Source organism: Citrobacter sp. Cpo012 (assembly GCF_030333015.1).
In the GTDB taxonomy this organism is placed as follows: Bacteria; Pseudomonadota; Gammaproteobacteria; order Enterobacterales; family Enterobacteriaceae; genus Citrobacter; species Citrobacter portucalensis.
In genome coordinates, this window is record NZ_JAOWGR010000043.1 from 326,154 (window position 1) to 344,086 (window position 17,933).

A 17,933-nucleotide genomic window follows, 5' to 3' on the forward strand; every position below is an offset into this window, starting at 1 on the left:
GTTTCAACAGGATATATGAGGGCATTTGCTGCAAAAAAAAGCGGCGGAGGAATATCCCCCGCCGCTTAAGGCACTTAACTCACTTTACTCAGGAGCAGTTATTTACCTTTAATCTCATACAGTGGTGTTTGACCGGCAACCACATGACCTTCGGCTTTAATAACCAGAGCGCCGAAATCATCGCTGTTGCTGCACACAACCGGGCTTATCATCGAACGTGCGTTGGCGTTCAGGAACTCCAGATCCATTTCCAGAATCGGTTGGCCTGCAGTAACTTCCGCACCTTCTTCAACCAGACGCTTAAAGCCTTTGCCTTCCAGCGCTACGGTATCGATGCCCATATGGACCACGATTTCCGCGCCTTTAACAGTTTCCAGGCAGAAAGCATGGTTAGTGTTGAAGATTTTCACGATGGTGCCCGCAGCCGGAGCAACCACGATTTTATCCGTTGGTTTCACTGCCACGCCGTCGCCTACTGCTTTGCTGGCGAAGGCTTCATCAGGAACCTGTTCCAGCGCAACTACGTCACCAGTAATCGGAGAAACCAGCGCTTCAACGGTGACTGCATTCGCTACAGCCTGCGGTTTTGCTACTGGGGCCGCTGCTGCTGGCGCACTTTCACCAGATGCTGCTGCCACCGGACCACGCGCGACAACTTTCTTCATTTCGTCGCCTATGGATTCGGCTTTCGCACCCACGATGACCTGGATAGTTTGCTTGTTCAGCTTAACTACTCCAGATGCACCTAAACGCTTACACATCGCATCGTTTACGCGGCCGGAGTCGGCAACGGTCAGACGCAGACGAGTGATACAGGCATCAATCGCTTTCAGGTTATCAGTACCGCCAACCGCTGCAATGTAGTTGGTTGCCAGTTGAGCCAAACCTTCTTCAGTGTTGCTGTTGGCTTCTTCAGTAACGATATCGTCTTCTTTATCTTCGCGGCCCGGCGTTTTCAGGTTAAACATACGAATAACCGCGCTGAACAGCACAAAGTAGATAACGAAGAACACCAGCCCCATCACCACCAGCATCCAGACGTTCTGGCTTGCTGCCGGCAGGTTGTACATCAACACGTAGTCGATAGCACCTGCGGAGAAGGAGAAGCCTGCGTGGATCCCCAGCAGTGTTGCAACGAACAGGCTGATACCCGTTAACAGTGCGTGCAGGAGGTACAGCAGTGGAGCCAGGAACATGAACAGGAATTCCAGCGGCTCGGTAACACCGGTCAGGAACGCGGTGATCGCAACGGACAGCAGCATACCGCCAACCATCGGACGACGTGCTTTCGGAGCCGCGAAGTACATCGCCAGCGCCGCACCCGGCAGACCAAACATCATGATTGGGAAGAAGCCAGACATGAACATACCCGCAGTGCCGTCACCCGCGTAGAAGCGGTTGATGTCACCGTGGAATACGGTACCTGCAGCGTTAGTAAATTCGCCAATCTGGAACCAGGCGATGGTGTTCAGCACCTGATGCAGACCGGTTGGGATCAGCAGACGGTTGATGAAACCAAAGATACCGGAACCCAGCGCACCAGCGCCCACGATCCACTCACCACCCGCATGGATGGCATTCTGTACCGGCGGCCATACGTAACCGAAGATAGCAGCCAGCACCAGACAGAAGAAGCCAGTGGCGATCGGCACAAAGCGTTTGCCGCCAAAGAAGCTCAGGAAGTCAGGCAGTTTGATACCAGACCAGCGGTTATACACGGCACCGCCGACCAGACCGGTGATGATACCAGCCAGCACACCCATATTGATTGCAGGGTTAATGGTAACCATTGCTTTGGTCAATATGAAATAACCGACCGCACCTGCCAGCGCTGCTGCACCTGCGCTGTCTTTTGACCAGCTGGAAGCAACACCGATCGCAAAAATTAACGCGAGGTTATCAAAGATGGCCCCACCCGCTTGCGCGATGAAGGGTACGTTAAGTAAATCTGGTTGGCCGAATCGCAGCAGCAGTGCCGCGACTGGCAGCACAGCGATGGGGAGCTGTAACGCCCTACCCAGCCGCTGGAAAAAACCTAAAATATTCATTTTATTCCCCCTACGAGACCCCGATTAGGCTTCTTTGAAGCCATATTTTTATTGTGCGACCATTCCTGACAGCAAGATTCTGGAACAACGATATTAACCATTCATCTACATTCAGAGTGTGTGAAAAATTAATTCGTATCGCAAATTAAACGCGTGTTTTTTGTGATTCCAGTCACCAAATATCGTTATTAACCCTCCCTTTCACTGGCTAACTACGAAAACTTATTTTATCATTCAAAAAATCGAAACGGATTGATCCTTACCGATGCAAAACCAGGTTACGCTTATTACTGCACAGAGACTCAATCCGCCAACTGCTTACTTTTACTTTTGAGGTGAAGAATGAGACTGATCCCCCTGAATACCGCTGAACAAGTCGGCAAATGGGCTGCTCGCCATATCGTTAACCGTATTAACGCGTTCAAACCAACGGCAGATCGTCCGTTCGTTCTGGGCCTGCCGACTGGCGGTACTCCGCTGACAGCTTATAAAGCATTGGTTGAAATGCACAAAGCGGGCCAGGTGAGCTTCAAGCATGTTGTTACGTTCAACATGGACGAATATGTTGGCCTGCCGAAAGAGCATCCGGAAAGCTACCACAGCTTTATGCACCGCAATTTCTTTGATCACGTTGATATTCCAGCAGAAAACATCAACCTCCTCAATGGTAACGCGCCGGATATTGATGCAGAATGCCGTCAGTATGAAGAAAAAATCCGTTCTTACGGTAAAATCCACCTGTTTATGGGCGGTGTAGGCAACGATGGTCACATCGCGTTCAACGAGCCAGCTTCCTCTTTGGCTTCCCGTACCCGCATCAAAACGCTGACTCACGACACACGTGTTGCTAACTCACGCTTCTTTGACGGCGACGTAAGCCAGGTGCCTAAATATGCGCTGACCGTTGGCGTGGGCACCCTGCTGGATGCTGAAGAAGTGATGATCCTGGTTCTGGGCCACCAGAAAGCACAGGCGCTGCAAGCCGCCGTTGAAGGCAACGTTAACCACATGTGGACCATCAGCTGCCTGCAGTTGCATCCAAAAGCCGTTGTGGTCTGCGATGAGCCTTCCACCATGGAACTGAAAGTGAAGACGCTGAAATACTTCAACGAGTTAGAAGCGGAAAATATTAAAGGTCTGTAATTGATGTCTCCGCCCTGTCGATAAGTTGCAGGGCGGCATTTTTTTGAAATCGGGGGTCGGAATGTATGCTTTAACCCAGGGCCGGATCTTTACCGGTCACGAAATTCTTGATGACCATGCGATTGTTGTCGCCAATGGCCTGATCGACAGCGTTTGCCCACTGGCTGAATTACCGTCAGGGATTGAACAGCGCTCACTGAATGGGGCCATTGTTTCCCCCGGTTTTATTGATGTACAGCTGAACGGCTGCGGTGGCGTGCAGTTTAACGATACGGCAGAAGCCGTAACCGTTGAAACGCTGGAAATCATGCAAAAAGCCAATGAAAAATCTGGCTGCACCAACTATTTGCCAACGCTTATCACCACCAGCGATGACCTGATGAAACAAGGTGTTCGCGTGATGCGTGAATACCTGGCGAAACACCCGAATCAGGCATTAGGACTTCATCTTGAAGGCCCGTGGCTGAACCTGGTGAAAAAAGGTACCCATAATCCGGGATTTGTCCGTCAGCCGGACGCTGCACTGGTTGATTTCCTGTGCGATAATGCGGATGTGATCACCAAAGTCACACTGGCACCAGAAATGGTCCCGGTAGAGGTCATCACCAAACTGGTGAATGCGGGTATCGTGGTTTCTGCGGGTCATTCCAATGCAACGGTAAAAGAAGCAAAAATCGGATTCCGTGCAGGTATTACCTTTGCAACGCACCTGTTCAACGCGATGCCGTACATTACCGGCCGCGAACCCGGTCTGGCGGGCGCTATTTTGGATGAAGCCGATATCTACTGCGGTATCATCGCCGATGGCCTGCACGTTGACTACGTTAACATTCGTAATGCTAAGCGCCTGAAAGGCGACAAGCTGTGCCTGGTTACTGACGCGACCGCGCCAGCAGGTGCAAACATTGAACAGTTCATTTTCGCTGGTAAAACAATATACTACCGCAATGGACTGTGTGTTGATGAGAACGGCACGTTGAGCGGTTCATCATTAACCATGATTGAAGGCGTACGCAATCTGGTCGAGCATGCAAATATCGCCCTCGACGAAGTCTTACGCATGGCAACGCTCTACCCTGCTCGCGCCATCGGCGTCGACAAACAACTCGGCAGCATCGCGCCAGGCAAAGTAGCCAACCTGACTGCGTTCACGCACGACTTTAAAATTATCAAGACCATCGTTAATGGCAACGAGGTCGTTACTGAGTAAGAGAAAGAATGACACCAGGCGGACAAGCTCAAATAGGTAATGTTGATCTCGTAAAACAGCTTAACAGCGCGGCGGTTTATCGCCTGATTGACCAGCATGGGCCAATCTCGCGAATTCAAATTGCCGAGCAAAGCCAGCTTGCCCCCGCCAGCGTAACCAAAATTACGCGTCAGTTGATCGAACGCGGGCTGATCAAAGAAGTCGATCAGCAGGCCTCCACCGGGGGCCGCCGCGCTATCTCTATCGTCACAGAAACCCGCAATTTCCACGCCATTGGCGTACGACTGGGTCGCCACGACACAACGCTCACGCTCTATGATATGAGCAGTAAAGTTGTCGCCGAAGAGCATTACCCCCTCCCGGAGCGCACCCAGGAAACGCTGGAATATGCGCTGCTCAACACCATTGCCATCTTTATTGAGAGCTGCCAGCGGAAAATCCGTGAGCTGATCGCAATTTCTGTCATCCTGCCAGGCCTTGTCGATCCTGAAAGCGGCGTCATCCGCTATATGCCACACATTCAGGTCGAAAACTGGGGACTGGTCGAAGCGCTCGAAAAACGCTTCAAAGTCACCTGCTTTGTTGGTCATGATATTCGCAGCCTTGCGCTGGCTGAGCACTATTTCGGGGCAAGCCAGGATTGCGAAGACTCCATTTTGGTGCGAGTGCACCGCGGAACCGGCGCGGGTATCATCTCCAACGGTCGAATTTTCATCGGTCGCAATGGCAACGTCGGCGAGATTGGTCATATTCAGGTAGAGCCGCTGGGTGAGCGCTGTCACTGCGGTAATTTCGGCTGCCTGGAAACCATTGCCGCCAATGCTTCTATTGAACATCGCGTGCAAAACTTACTGAAGCAGGGTTATCCAAGTCGACTCACGCTGGATGATTGCAGCATCAAAGCCATCTGTAAGGCCGCGAATAAAGGCGATAATCTGGCATCAGAAGTCATTGAGCACGTTGGTCGCCATCTGGGTAAAACTATCGCCATTGCCATCAACCTGTTTAACCCGCAAAAAATCGTCATTGCGGGCGAAATTACCGAGGCAGATAAGGTGCTGCTGCCTGCGATAGAAAGCTGTATCAACACGCAGGCGTTAAAGGCGTTTCGCCATAATTTACCGGTGGTTCGGTCCACGCTGGATCACCGCTCCGCCATTGGCGCCTTTGCGCTGGTGAAGCGCGCAATGCTCAACGGTACACTGCTGCAACGTTTGCTGGAAAACTAATACACGTCATCCTTCGAGCTGCCTCTGCGTTAGCTGCATCTGCTCACCCCGGTCACTTACTTCAGTAAGCTCCAGGGGGTCGCAGACTTGCCGCCTTGATGCAACTCGAATGATGTAGTGTATTTTGTGTATAGTAATGCCTTCTTTTTTTAATGTCGGATTGTCCATGGCCATTAAGAATGTAATTTGTGATATCGACGGCGTGCTGATGCACGACAATGTTGCTGTACCGGGTGCGGCAGAATTTCTGACTGGGATCCTGGAAAAAGGCCTGCCGTTAGTCCTGCTGACTAACTACCCTTCGCAGACCGGGCAAGATCTGGCAAACCGCTTCGCCACCGCGGGTGTGAATGTCCCTGATAGCGTCTTTTATACTTCCGCGATGGCTACCGCTGATTTTCTTCGTCGCCAGGAAGGAAAAAAGGCCTATGTGGTGGGTGAAGGCGCGTTAATACACGAACTGTATAAAGCTGGATTTACCATTACCGACGTGAACCCCGATTTTGTGATTGTTGGCGAGACACGTTCCTATAACTGGGACATGATGCATAAAGCGGCGTATTTTGTCGCCAACGGCGCGCGTTTTATCGCCACTAACCCGGATACCCACGGTCGCGGCTTTTATCCCGCCTGTGGAGCACTCTGTGCCGGTATTGAGAAGATCTCAGGTCGTAAACCGTTTTATGTCGGCAAACCCAGCCCGTGGATTATTCGCGCGGCTCTCAACAAAATGCAGGCGCACTCGGAAGAAACCGTTATCGTTGGTGACAACCTGCGTACCGATATTCTGGCAGGTTTTCAGGCGGGTCTGGAAACTATCCTGGTACTGTCTGGCGTATCCAAGCTTGATGATATTGACAACATGCCGTTCAGACCAAGCTGGATTTACCCGTCCGTTGCTGAAATAGACGTCATTTAATCTCTTTAGCCGGATAACAACATCTGCAAGTTATCCGGCCTGAAAAATACATCCATTCAATAAAATCACCACTTCACTGTTGATTCATCAATAATAGCGTTCATTACATAATCTTTTTTCATCAATCAGCAATGACCATTGCGTTTTTTATTTTCTGACCCGTAATTCGCTTGCGCCCTCTCCAGCTTTGCGGCATTTTCTTTATCAAGCAAACATAAAAAGCATCACGCAACTGGTTAACGGAGAAGGTTATGTGTTCTATTTTTGGCGTATTCGATATTAAAACTGACGCAGTTGAACTGCGTAAAAAAGCCCTGGAACTGTCTCGTCTGATGCGCCACCGCGGCCCGGACTGGTCAGGTATTTACGCCTGTGATAACGCCATTCTGGCGCACGAACGTCTGTCCATCGTCGACGTCAATGCCGGTGCTCAGCCGCTGTACAACGTGAAGAAGACACATATCCTGGCGGTTAACGGTGAAATTTATAACCACCAGACACTGCGTGCTGAATACGGCGATCGCTACCAGTTCCAGACCGGTTCCGACTGCGAAGTTATCCTCGCGCTGTATCAGGAAAAAGGACCCGCGTTCCTCGATGACCTGCAAGGCATGTTCGCTTTTGCCCTGTACGACAGCGAGCAGGACGCCTACCTGATCGGTCGAGATCATATCGGGATCATCCCGCTGTATATGGGTTACGACGAGCACGGTAACTTCTACGTTGCGTCTGAGATGAAAGCGCTGGTTCCTGTCTGCCGCACAATCAAAGAATTCCCGGCCGGTAGCTATTTGTGGAGTAAAGACGGTGAAATTCGTCAGTACTACCAGCGCGACTGGTTTGAATACGATGCCGTCAAAGACAACGTTACCGATAAAAACGAGCTGCGCCAGGCGCTGGAAGATGCGGTGAAAAGTCACCTGATGTCAGATGTTCCTTATGGAGTTCTGTTGTCCGGTGGTCTGGATTCATCTGTCATTTCCGCGATAACTAAAAAATACGCGGCACGCCGTGTTGAAGATCAGGAACGTAGCGAAGCCTGGTGGCCACAGCTGCACTCCTTCGCCGTCGGCCTGGAAGGCGCTCCGGATCTGAAAGCTGCGCAAGAGGTGGCGAACCATCTGGGGACCGTGCACCATGAGATCCACTTCACCGTGCAGGAAGGTCTGGATGCGATCCGCGACGTGATTTACCACATCGAAACTTACGATGTCACGACGATTCGCGCCTCGACGCCAATGTACTTAATGTCGCGTAAAATTAAAGCGATGGGTATTAAAATGGTGTTGTCGGGTGAAGGTTCGGACGAGGTGTTTGGCGGCTATCTCTATTTCCACAAAGCGCCAGATGCAAAAGAACTGCACGAAGAAACCGTGCGCAAGCTGCAAGCGCTGCATATGTTCGACTGCGCCCGTGCCAACAAAGCCATGTCGGCCTGGGGTGTAGAAGCTCGCGTGCCCTTCCTGGATAAGAAATTCCTTGATGTGGCGATGCGCATCAACCCGCAGGACAAAATGTGCGGCAACGGCAAAATGGAAAAACACGTTCTGCGCGAATGTTTTGAGTCCTACCTGCCGGCAAGCGTCGCATGGCGTCAGAAAGAGCAGTTCTCTGACGGTGTCGGTTACAGCTGGATTGACACTCTGAAAGAGGTGGCTGCAGAACAAGTTTCTGACCAACAACTGGAAACTGCCAGCTTCCGTTTCCCGTACAACACGCCATCGTCTAAAGAAGCGTATTTGTACCGTGAGATTTTCGAAGAGTTGTTCCCGGTAGCAAGCGCTGCCGAATGTGTGCCGGGCGGGCCGTCGGTTGCCTGTTCTTCTGCTAAGGCGATCGAATGGGATGAGGCGTTTAAAACCATGAACGATCCATCTGGCCGTGCCGTTGGCGTACACCAGTCCGCTTATAAATAAGTTAATCCTTAGATAAGAGCCCTGCGGGGCTCTTTTTTTATGTTTGTTTTCTGTGCAAAAAAACAATTAATAACTAATAATTGCCGAATATTGCGTCATGCTGTTCGCAACCTAACCAAACAGTCACATTCCAGCTATTTTCAATGAAAAAGGGGTTGACGCTTCAAGGCTCAATACGCATAATGCGCCCCGCAACGCCGATAAGGTTACGCGAAAAAAAGATGGCTACGTAGCTCAGCTGGTTAGAGCACATCACTCATAATGATGGGGTCACAGGTTCGAATCCCGTCGTAGCCACCATCTTTTTTGCGGGAGTGGCGAAATTGGTAGACGCACCAGATTTAGGTTCTGGCGCCGCAAGGTGTGCGAGTTCAAGTCTCGCCTCCCGCACCATTCACCCGTAAGCGTTGCACGGATGGGGTATCGCCAAGCGGTAAGGCACCGGTTTTTGATACCGGCATTCCCTGGTTCGAATCCAGGTACCCCAGCCATTTTTTCTTCGATATAGCGGTTCACCGTAACGGTCATTGGGGTATCGCCAAGCGGTAAGGCACCGGTTTTTGATACCGGCATTCCCTGGTTCGAATCCAGGTACCCCAGCCATCGAAGAAAATGTTAGTATTTGGCTACGTAGCTCAGCTGGTTAGAGCACATCACTCATAATGATGGGGTCACAGGTTCGAATCCCGTCGTAGCCACCATATTAAGGACGTATCGACTCGTTCGGTAAATCCAAAAAATTGTTGGGGTATCGCCAAGCGGTAAGGCTCTGGTTTCTGATACCAGCATTCCGAGGTTCGAATCCTCGTACCCCAGCCAATTTCAAAAAGTCGTCCACTCTGTGGGTGCACCCGTTGGGGTATCGCCAAGCGGTAAGGCTCTGGTTTCTGATACCAGCATTCCGAGGTTCGAATCCTCGTACCCCAGCCATATTAAAAAAGCTCGCTTCGGCGAGCTTTTTGCTTTTCTAACGTTGGGTGACGGCAAGCCTTACCCAGCCTACATGACTTGTAGGCCTGATAAACGTAGCGCCATCAGGCACCACTCGAGCTACAACCCTAACGCATACTTCAGTGCCTGACGTTTCAGTACGCCAGCGCGCTCTGCGGCCATGAGCCCGAGATTACGCATGATGCGCAGCGGCTGCAGGTTATTGCTGAATCCGGCATAGAACAGATCCATACCGCTTTGCATGATGAAATTGTCAGTCATACGGCGATTCTGATAGCGCTTGAGCACCGGCTGACTGGCCCAGGATTCACCGTAGCTGCGCGCGTTCACCAGCACATCAATCAACGCATCGACATCACGAAAGCCCAGATTAACGCCCTGCCCCGCCAGCGGATGAATGGTATGCGCGGCATCACCTACCAGCGCCAGCCCCGGTTGCACATATTGCAGCGCATGACGACGCGTAAGCGGGAACGCCCCCGCAGCCACTGGCATCACCTTACCGAGTCGCGATGGAAAATGTTTAGCAATCTCCGTCTGCAATTGCGGCATATTCAGCGCTTGCAATTGGCGGATGCGAGCCGGTGAGTCGTACCACACCAACGAGGCCCAGTTATCAAACAGCGGTAAAAACGCGCGCGGGCCGTCAGGCGTAAATTGCTGCCAGGTGCTGTCTCCCGGTGAATTTTCGCATTGCACGGTTATCAACATACAGGACTGCGCGTACTGCCAGGCATGGATACCAATCCCGGCCATTTTTCGCACCTGAGAGTTGGCACCATCGGCGCCGATGACCAGCTTCGCGCTAATGGTTTCGCCGCCTGCCAGCTCAAGCTCATGTCGATCGTTATGTTGATGCAAAGAAATCAGGGACGTCGGTACGCGCTGCGTGACTTTGGGGTGAGCTTCCAGCGCCTGCCAGAGCGCCTGTTGCAGGACCGTGTTTTCCACCATATAGCCCAACAGAGGCAGCTTAAGCTCGGCGGCATCAAACATCACATGGGCATTTTCCCACTCCCACGTTTCCAGTCGACGATAAGGATGGCTGCGCATCCCCTGCACCGTATCCCAGACGCCCAGCCCTTTTAGCAACGACACCGACGCGGAACTAATGGCAGAAATTCTGACATCAGGCTGTCCGTCAGCCACAAACGGCGCGGGAACGGCATGCTCAATGACCGTTACCGTAAATCCATGCTGCGCCAGTCCAAGCGCCAGCGCGCCGCCGACCATCCCCCCGCCGACAATGGCAATTTCCGTTGGTTGATTTGTCATGGTCAATTATCCAGTTACATGTATTGTGTAAGTTTACAGGATTTTTTACCCCTTGAGGCTGACATCCGTCATACTGGTCACAACCGCGCCAAAGCAGTACACTATGCGCCCTGCATTTCAGCCACAATTTCGCAAGAGCAAGTCGATGACCAAAAAACTCCATATTAAAACCTGGGGCTGTCAGATGAACGAATACGATTCATCGAAGATGGCCGATCTGCTGGATGCCACTCATGGGTATCAACTGACTGACGTGGCGGAAGAAGCGGATGTGCTGCTGCTGAATACCTGCTCAATCCGTGAGAAGGCTCAGGAAAAAGTGTTCCATCAACTGGGCCGCTGGAAACTGTTAAAAGAGAAAAACCCCAAGCTCATCATTGGGGTCGGTGGCTGTGTTGCGTCTCAGGAAGGCGATCATATTCGCCAGCGCGCGCATTACGTCGATATTATTTTTGGGCCGCAAACTCTGCACCGCCTGCCGGAAATGATCAACAAAGTGCGTGGAAGCACGACCCGTAGCCCGGTGGTTGATATCAGTTTCCCGGAGATCGAAAAGTTCGACCGCCTGCCAGAACCGCGTGCTGAAGGTCCAAGCGCGTTTGTGTCCATCATGGAAGGTTGTAATAAATATTGTACTTACTGCGTGGTGCCCTACACCCGCGGTGAGGAAGTCAGCCGTCCGGCGGATGATATTCTGTTTGAAATCGCCCAGCTTGCAGCCCAAGGCGTGCGTGAAGTGAACCTGCTGGGGCAAAACGTGAACGCCTGGCGTGGTGAGAACTACGACGGCACGATCGGGTCTTTTGCCGATCTGTTACGTCTGGTGGCCGCGATCGACGGTATTGATCGTATCCGCTTCACCACCAGCCATCCGATTGAATTCACCGATGATATCGTTGAAGTTTATCGCGATACGCCAGAGCTGGTGAGCTTCCTGCATCTGCCGGTACAGAGCGGTTCAGACCGCGTACTGAATCTGATGGGGCGCACCCATACCGCGCTGGAATACAAAGCGATCATCCGCAAACTGCGCGCTGCACGTCCGGATATCCAGATTAGCTCCGACTTCATCGTTGGCTTCCCGGGTGAAACCACGCAGGATTTCGAGCAGACCATGAAGCTGATTGCTGACGTCAATTTTGACATGAGCTACAGCTTTATTTTCTCTGCGCGTCCTGGCACCCCTGCCGCCGATATGGTTGACGACGTACCGGAAGAAGAGAAGAAACAGCGTCTGTACATTCTACAGGAGCGTATCAACCAGCAAGCTATGGCCTGGAGCCGCCGTATGGTCGGCACGACCCAGCGCATTCTGGTTGAAGGCACATCGCGTAAGAGCATCATGGAACTGTCAGGCCGTACCGAAAATAACCGTGTGGTGAACTTTGAAGGCAACCCGGATATGGTCGGTAAGTTCGTAGACGTAGAAATTACCGATGTCTGGACTAACTCCCTGCGCGGTAAAGTGGTGCGTACCGAGGACGAAATGGGTCTGCGTATCGCAGAATCCCCTGAATCGGTCATTGCGCGTACCCGCAAAGAAAACGATCTGGGCGTCGGTATTTATCAGCCTTAATCCTGCTGAAAAACGTAAAAAAGGCCCGATACCGCTACACTTATCGGGCCTACAATCCTGGGCTCGCTGTCCCGGCGGGTCTTGTAATCTGCCCTATCATCCCCATATTTGCTGCAATGCTTGCGCCTTTCCCCCATGGCGTGAATAATTTCCTTAGATGCCGGTAAATGTTCAGCGTCCGGCGAGACATGCATAAGAGGAACAGTTTGAACATAGACACTCGCGAAATCACCCTTGAACCCGCAGACAACGCCCGCCTGTTGAGCCTTTGCGGCCCATTTGATGACAACATCAAACAGCTGGAACGTCGCCTCGGCATCGAAATTAACCGCCGTGATAACCACTTTAAACTGACCGGTCGTCCAATTTGCGTCACCGCTGCGGCAGATATTTTACGTAGCCTGTACGTCGATACCGCCCCAATGCGCGGTCAGACGCAGGACATCGAGCCTGAACAAATTCATCTGGCGATCAAAGAAGCGCGTGTGCTTGAGCAAAGCGCAGACAGCGTGCCTGAATTTGGCAAAGCGGTGAACATCAAAACCAAGCGTGGAGTAATTAAGCCGCGCACGCCGAACCAGGCACAGTACATTGCGAATATCCTCGACCACGACATCACATTTGGTGTGGGCCCTGCGGGTACGGGTAAAACGTATCTCGCGGTTGCCGCTGCGGTTGATGCGCTTGAGCGTCAGGAGATCCGTCGCATTCTGCTGACCCGTCCGGCAGTGGAAGCGGGCGAAAAACTGGGATTCCTGCCAGGAGATCTCAGCCAGAAAGTCGATCCGTATTTACGACCGCTGTATGACGCGCTTTTCGAAATGCTCGGCTTTGAAAAGGTTGAAAAGCTGATTGAGCGTAACGTCATTGAAGTTGCGCCCCTGGCCTATATGCGCGGTCGTACGTTGAACGATGCGTTCATCATTCTTGATGAAAGCCAGAACACCACCATCGAACAGATGAAAATGTTCCTGACCCGTATCGGCTTTAACTCCAAAGCGGTCATCACTGGCGATATCACCCAGATTGACCTGCCGCGTAGCACCAAATCCGGTCTGCGTCATGCCATTGAAGTGCTGGCTGAAGTCGACGAAATTAGTTTTAATTTCTTCCATAGCGAAGACGTGGTGCGCCACCCGGTGGTCGCCCGTATCGTCACGGCGTATGAAGCCTGGGAAGAAGCAGAACAGAAACGCAAAGCCGAGCAGGCTGCAGAACGCAAGCGCGAAGCTCAGGAGCAGGAACAAAAATGAGTCAGGTTATCCTCGATTTACAGCTGGCATGTGAAGACGAATCCGGTTTGCCAACAGAAAGTCAGTTTCAGGGCTGGCTGGATGCGGTGATCCCCCAATTTCAGGAAGAGTCTGAAGTGACGATTCGTCTGGTCGATGACGCGGAAAGCCACGACCTGAACCTGACCTATCGCGGGAAAGATAAATCCACCAACGTGCTCTCTTTCCCGTTTGAGGCTCCGCCGGGCATTGAGATGTCGCTGCTGGGCGATTTGATCATCTGCCGTCAGGTGGTTGAGAAAGAAGCGCAGGAGCAAGGCAAACCGCTTGAGGCCCACTGGGCGCACATGGTGGTGCACGGTAGCCTGCATTTACTCGGCTACGACCATATTGAAGACGATGAAGCGGAAGAAATGGAATCCCTCGAAACAGAGATTATGCTTGCTCTGGGCTATGAGGATCCGTACATTGCCGAGAAGATTGCAGAATAGTAGCTTGCCGGATGGCGGCGCTTGCGCCTAATCCGGCCTACATTCATGCCTTTCGTAGGCCTGATAAGCGTAGCGCCATCAGGCAAAACATGCCGTCAACAGCTGAGTAAACGCATGACGCGCTTTGTATTAACTAACATGAGAACCCATACGACGCCATGAGCGACGACAATTCACACAGTAGTGACACCTTAAACAGCAAAAAGGGATTTTTTTCCCTGTTACTGAGCCAACTTTTCCACGGTGAACCGAAAAACCGCGACGAACTGTTGGAGCTGATCCGTGATTCCGGGCAAAACGACCTTATCGATGAAGATACGCGCGATATGCTCGAAGGGGTAATGGATATTGCGGACCAACGCGTTCGCGACATCATGATCCCTCGCTCCCAGATGATTACCCTGAAACGCAACCAAACTCTGGACGAATGCCTCGATGTCATTATCGAGTCTGCCCACTCGCGTTTCCCGGTAATTAGCGAAGACAAGGATCACATTGAAGGGATTCTGATGGCCAAAGATCTGCTGCCATTTATGCGTAGCGATGCCGAAGCCTTCAGCATGGAGAAAGTGTTACGCCAGGCGGTTGTCGTCCCTGAAAGCAAGCGGGTTGACCGCATGCTGAAAGAGTTCCGCTCCCAGCGTTATCATATGGCTATCGTCATCGACGAGTTTGGCGGTGTCTCAGGTCTGGTGACCATTGAGGACATCCTTGAACTGATTGTCGGTGAAATTGAAGATGAGTACGACGAAGAAGATGATATTGATTTCCGTCAGCTCAGTCGCCACACCTGGACTATTCGTGCACTGGCGCCGATTGAAGACTTCAACGAAGCTTTCGGCACGCATTTCAGCGATGAAGAAGTGGATACCATTGGCGGGTTGGTCATGCAGGCCTTCGGTCATCTGCCCGCGCGTGGAGAGACCATCGACATTGATGGTTACCAGTTCAAAGTGGCAATGGCCGACAGCCGTCGTATTATTCAGGTTCATGTCAGAATTCCGGACGACTCACCCCAGCCCAAACTGGACGAATAAACCCGAAACTGGATCTAAGACTACATGGCATTTGCCCCTTTAATTGAACGCCAGCGCATTCGCCTGCTGCTGGCGTTATTATTCGGTGCCTGCGGGACACTGGCTTTCTCACCGTATGACATCTGGCCCGCTGCGATTGTTTCGCTGATGGGCCTGCAGGCTCTCACCTTCAACCGCCGTCCGCTCCAGTCTGCCGCTATCGGCTATTTCTGGGGACTGGGACTGTTTGGCTCAGGCATCAACTGGGTTTACGTCAGTATCGCGCAGTTTGGCGGTATGCCGGGCCCCGTTAACGTCTTCCTCGTGGTTCTGCTTGCTGCTTACCTTTCCCTCTACACTGGCCTGTTTGCCGGCGTTTTGGCGCGTCTGTGGCCGAAAACTACCTGGATACGCGTAGCGATTGCCGCGCCGGTAGTCTGGCAAATCACTGAATTTCTACGCGGCTGGGTACTGACCGGTTTCCCGTGGCTGCAGTTCGGCTACAGCCAGATCGACGGTCCGTTAAAAGGGCTGGCGCCGGTAATGGGCGTTGAGGCGATAAACTTCCTGCTGATGATGGTTAGCGGCCTGCTGGCACTTGCACTGGTAACGCGTAACTGGAAGCCGCTGGCTACCGCCGTGGTGCTTTTCGCTCTGCCCTTCCCGCTACGTTATATTCAGTGGTACACGCTGGAGCCGGAAAAAACCACCCAGGTCTCGATGGTGCAGGGTGACATCCCGCAGTCGCTCAAATGGGATGAAGGCCAGTTACTCAACACCCTGAAGATTTATCTCGACGCCACCCAGCCTGAGATGGGCAAATCACAGCTCATCATCTGGCCAGAATCCGCTATTCCGGACCTGGAAATTAACCAGCAGCGTTTTCTGAGTATGATGGATGACCTGCTGAAATCGAAAAATAGCACGCTGATTACCGGTATTGTAGACGCACGTCTGAACAAGCAGAATCGTTACGACACCTACAACACCATCATCACACTGGGTAAAGACAGCCCATACAGCTACGACTCCAGCAACCGCTATAACAAAAACCATCTGGTACCGTTTGGCGAGTTTGTCCCGCTGGAATCTATCCTACGCCCGCTAGCGCCATTCTTTGACCTGCCAATGTCTTCGTTCAGCCGCGGTCCTTATGTACAGCCACAGTTGCATGCACACGGCTTTAAGCTGACCGCTGCCATCTGCTACGAAATCATTCTTGGCGAACAGGTACGGGATAACTTCCGCCCGGATACGGACTACCTGCTGACTATCTCCAACGATGCATGGTTTGGTAAATCTATTGGCCCGTGGCAGCACTTCCAGATGGCGCGTATGCGTTCCCTGGAGCTGGCGCGACCTCTGCTGCGTAGCACCAACAACGGTATTACGGCGGTGATTGGTCCGCAGGGCGAAGTTCAGGCGATGATCCCGCAGTTTACCCGTCAGGTGCTGACCACCAGCGTGACGCCAACGACGGGCTTAACCCCTTATGCCCGTACCGGAAACTGGCCGCTCTGGCTGCTAACCGCGCTGTTTGGCTTTGGCGCAGTGGTAATGAGTCTGCGCCAACGTCGTAAGTAAAACAGTGCCCCATCAAATGCAGGCCGGATAAGGCGGTACGCCGCCATCCGGCAGTTGTGCAGCATCGTGCCTGATGGCGCTACGCTTATCAGGCCTACTTCCCCCCTCCAAAAGACCATTCTGGCACGTCTATTGCTTTGTTCTACAAGGCAAACGCTGTTTTGGCTGAATGTGCAACCTGGTCGCACCAAAGTTGAGCGCCGGTAGCACCTGAAAAGTGCAACAAGATATTTTTGCCCCCAAATGGTGCGGCGCACTTCGCAAAAATAAACAATAACACAGCAAATTCTTTACATTCATCCAAACTAAATGTTAACAAACACATACAAGACTGCACGTTTTAGTAGCAAACAATAACAACATCACAATGGGTATCAATGCGTCCCTGGCGCAGACGATAAAGGAGTTGGATATGCAATTACGTAAGCTCGCCACTGCCATGCTGGTCATGGGAATGTCCGCCGGTCTGGCGCACGCAGAAGACGCAGCACCAGCGGCAGGCAGCACGCTGGATAAGATCGCCAAAAATGGCGTGATCGTTGTCGGCCACCGTGAATCATCAGTACCGTTTTCTTACTACGATAATCAGCAAAAAGTGGTCGGTTATTCACAGGATTACTCCAACGCGATCGTTGACGCCGTGAAGAAAAAGCTGAACAAGCCTGATCTGCAGGTGAAACTGATCCCGATTACTTCACAAAACCGTATCCCGCTGCTGCAAAACGGCACCTTCGATTTTGAATGTGGATCCACCACCAACAACGTCGAGCGCCAAAAACAAGCCGCTTTCTCTGACACCATTTTCGTTGTCGGCACCCGTCTGCTGGCGAAAAAAGGCGGCGACGTCAAAGATTTCGCCGATCTGAAAGGTAAAGCCGTAGTCGTGACTTCGGGTACCACCTCCGAAGTTCTGCTGCACAAGCTGAATGAAGAACAAAAAATGGATATGCGCATCATCAGCGCGAAAGACCACGGTGACTCTTTCCGTACTCTGGAAAGCGGTCGCGCCGTTGCCTTTATGATGGATGACGCCCTGCTGGCTGGCGAGCGCGCGAAAGCGAAGAAACCAGACAACTGGGAGATCGTCGGCAAGCCACAGTCTCAGGAAGCCTACGGCTGTATGTTGCGCAAAGATGATCCTGAGTTCAAAAAGCTGATGGACGACACTATCGCCAAGGCGCAAACCTCAGGCGAAGCTGAGAAATGGTTTGATAAGTGGTTTAAAAATCCAATTCCACCGAAGAACCTGAACATGAATTTCGAACTGTCAGACGAGATGAAAGCTCTGTTCAAAGAACCAAATGATAAAGCGCTTAACTAACTAAAATAAATGGGAGGCTTCC

13 protein-coding genes and 7 tRNA genes are annotated in these 17,933 nt (G+C 52.0%); 18 read left to right on the forward strand and 2 right to left on the reverse strand.

Going from position 1 to position 17,933, the window contains the following annotated elements; genetic code table 11:
- Positions 1-98: 98 nt before the first annotated feature.
- Positions 99-2,048: a PTS N-acetyl glucosamine transporter subunit IIABC gene (gene nagE, locus OGX90_RS21390; RefSeq protein ID WP_003831342.1), complete on the reverse strand. Its 1,950-nt coding sequence runs from the start codon at positions 2,046-2,048 to the stop codon at positions 99-101.
- A 342-nt stretch (positions 2,049-2,390) separates the two neighbouring features.
- Here nagE and nagB point away from each other — a divergent pair, with 342 nt between their 5' ends.
- From nagB to OGX90_RS21450, 12 genes are all read left to right on the forward strand, one after another.
- Positions 2,391-3,191 (forward strand): glucosamine-6-phosphate deaminase, encoded by an 801-nt coding sequence (nagB, locus tag OGX90_RS21395; RefSeq protein WP_003022803.1) that lies wholly within the window; start codon positions 2,391-2,393, stop codon positions 3,189-3,191.
- Between the two features lie 61 nt (positions 3,192-3,252).
- Positions 3,253-4,401, forward strand: coding sequence for an N-acetylglucosamine-6-phosphate deacetylase (nagA, locus tag OGX90_RS21400; protein WP_003831339.1), 1,149 nt, complete (start codon positions 3,253-3,255; stop codon positions 4,399-4,401).
- An 8-nt stretch (positions 4,402-4,409) separates the two neighbouring features.
- Entirely contained in the window at positions 4,410-5,630 is a 1,221-nt protein-coding gene (gene nagC, locus OGX90_RS21405; RefSeq protein WP_218659452.1) for a DNA-binding transcriptional regulator NagC, read from the forward strand.
- Positions 5,631-5,796: 166 nt separating this feature from the next.
- Positions 5,797-6,549 (forward strand): ribonucleotide monophosphatase NagD, encoded by a 753-nt coding sequence (nagD, locus tag OGX90_RS21410; protein WP_003022792.1) that lies wholly within the window; start codon positions 5,797-5,799, stop codon positions 6,547-6,549.
- A gap of 251 nt (positions 6,550-6,800) precedes the next feature.
- Positions 6,801-8,465, forward strand: coding sequence for an asparagine synthase B (gene asnB / locus OGX90_RS21415; RefSeq protein ID WP_008784099.1), 1,665 nt, complete (start codon positions 6,801-6,803; stop codon positions 8,463-8,465).
- Between the two features lie 223 nt (positions 8,466-8,688).
- Positions 8,689-8,765 (forward strand) — tRNA-Met (locus OGX90_RS21420).
- An 8-nt stretch (positions 8,766-8,773) separates the two neighbouring features.
- Positions 8,774-8,858 (forward strand) — tRNA-Leu (locus tag OGX90_RS21425).
- 23 nt (positions 8,859-8,881) lie between these two features.
- Positions 8,882-8,956 (forward strand) — tRNA-Gln (locus OGX90_RS21430).
- 37 nt (positions 8,957-8,993) lie between these two features.
- A tRNA-Gln gene (locus OGX90_RS21435) sits at positions 8,994-9,068 on the forward strand.
- 21 nt (positions 9,069-9,089) lie between these two features.
- A tRNA-Met gene (locus tag OGX90_RS21440) sits at positions 9,090-9,166 on the forward strand.
- Positions 9,167-9,209: 43 nt separating this feature from the next.
- Positions 9,210-9,284 (forward strand) — tRNA-Gln (locus tag OGX90_RS21445).
- A gap of 36 nt (positions 9,285-9,320) precedes the next feature.
- Positions 9,321-9,395: transfer RNA gene (locus tag OGX90_RS21450), tRNA-Gln, on the forward strand.
- Between the two features lie 120 nt (positions 9,396-9,515).
- Here OGX90_RS21450 and ubiF read toward each other — a convergent pair.
- Positions 9,516-10,691: a 3-demethoxyubiquinol 3-hydroxylase gene (ubiF, locus tag OGX90_RS21455; protein WP_234692212.1), complete on the reverse strand. Its 1,176-nt coding sequence runs from the start codon at positions 10,689-10,691 to the stop codon at positions 9,516-9,518.
- A 145-nt stretch (positions 10,692-10,836) separates the two neighbouring features.
- Here ubiF and miaB point away from each other — a divergent pair, with 145 nt between their 5' ends.
- The 6 genes from miaB to gltI all read left to right on the forward strand — a co-directional run bounded on the left by miaB (position 10,837) and on the right by gltI (position 17,911).
- The gene (miaB, locus tag OGX90_RS21460; protein ID WP_003831327.1) at positions 10,837-12,267 is read left to right on the forward strand and encodes a tRNA (N6-isopentenyl adenosine(37)-C2)-methylthiotransferase MiaB; all 1,431 of its coding nucleotides are present in this window, start codon (positions 10,837-10,839) and stop codon (positions 12,265-12,267) included.
- Between the two features lie 206 nt (positions 12,268-12,473).
- Positions 12,474-13,520 carry a PhoH family protein gene (locus OGX90_RS21465; RefSeq protein ID WP_003022776.1) on the forward strand — a complete coding sequence of 349 codons (1,047 nt, stop codon included), beginning with the start codon at positions 12,474-12,476 and terminating at the stop codon, positions 13,518-13,520.
- A complete protein-coding gene (gene ybeY / locus OGX90_RS21470; RefSeq protein ID WP_234692211.1) occupies positions 13,517-13,990 on the forward strand; it encodes an rRNA maturation RNase YbeY in 474 nt (157 codons plus the stop codon). The genes OGX90_RS21465 and ybeY overlap by 4 nt, the downstream gene beginning before the upstream one ends.
- Before the next feature lie 158 nt (positions 13,991-14,148).
- Complete coding sequence (gene corC, locus OGX90_RS21475; RefSeq protein WP_003022770.1) at positions 14,149-15,027, forward strand: CNNM family magnesium/cobalt transport protein CorC; 879 nt, start codon at positions 14,149-14,151, stop codon at positions 15,025-15,027.
- Between the two features lie 24 nt (positions 15,028-15,051).
- Positions 15,052-16,590, forward strand: coding sequence for an apolipoprotein N-acyltransferase (gene lnt, locus OGX90_RS21480; protein ID WP_057067709.1), 1,539 nt, complete (start codon positions 15,052-15,054; stop codon positions 16,588-16,590).
- 412 nt (positions 16,591-17,002) lie between these two features.
- On the forward strand, positions 17,003-17,911 hold the full coding sequence (gltI, locus tag OGX90_RS21485) for a glutamate/aspartate ABC transporter substrate-binding protein GltI (protein ID WP_003831318.1): 909 nt from the start codon (positions 17,003-17,005) through the stop codon (positions 17,909-17,911).
- Positions 17,912-17,933 lie beyond the last annotated feature (22 nt).

Bases quoted from the DNA above. Each gene is read 5' to 3' on its own strand.
- nagE (WP_003831342.1), bottom strand. From the start codon at position 2,048: ATGAATATTTTAGGTTTTTTCCAGCGGCTGGGTAGGGCGTTACAGCTC.
- nagB (WP_003022803.1), top strand. From the start codon at position 2,391: ATGAGACTGATCCCCCTGAATACCGCTGAACAAGTCGGCAAATGGGCT.
- nagA (WP_003831339.1), top strand. From the start codon at position 3,253: ATGTATGCTTTAACCCAGGGCCGGATCTTTACCGGTCACGAAATTCTT.
- nagC (WP_218659452.1), top strand. From the start codon at position 4,410: ATGACACCAGGCGGACAAGCTCAAATAGGTAATGTTGATCTCGTAAAA.
- nagD (WP_003022792.1), top strand. From the start codon at position 5,797: ATGGCCATTAAGAATGTAATTTGTGATATCGACGGCGTGCTGATGCAC.
- asnB (WP_008784099.1), top strand. From the start codon at position 6,801: ATGTGTTCTATTTTTGGCGTATTCGATATTAAAACTGACGCAGTTGAA.
- ubiF (WP_234692212.1), bottom strand. From the start codon at position 10,691: ATGACAAATCAACCAACGGAAATTGCCATTGTCGGCGGGGGGATGGTC.
- miaB (WP_003831327.1), top strand. From the start codon at position 10,837: ATGACCAAAAAACTCCATATTAAAACCTGGGGCTGTCAGATGAACGAA.
- ybeY (WP_234692211.1), top strand. From the start codon at position 13,517: ATGAGTCAGGTTATCCTCGATTTACAGCTGGCATGTGAAGACGAATCC.
- corC (WP_003022770.1), top strand. From the start codon at position 14,149: ATGAGCGACGACAATTCACACAGTAGTGACACCTTAAACAGCAAAAAG.
- lnt (WP_057067709.1), top strand. From the start codon at position 15,052: ATGGCATTTGCCCCTTTAATTGAACGCCAGCGCATTCGCCTGCTGCTG.
- gltI (WP_003831318.1), top strand. From the start codon at position 17,003: ATGCAATTACGTAAGCTCGCCACTGCCATGCTGGTCATGGGAATGTCC.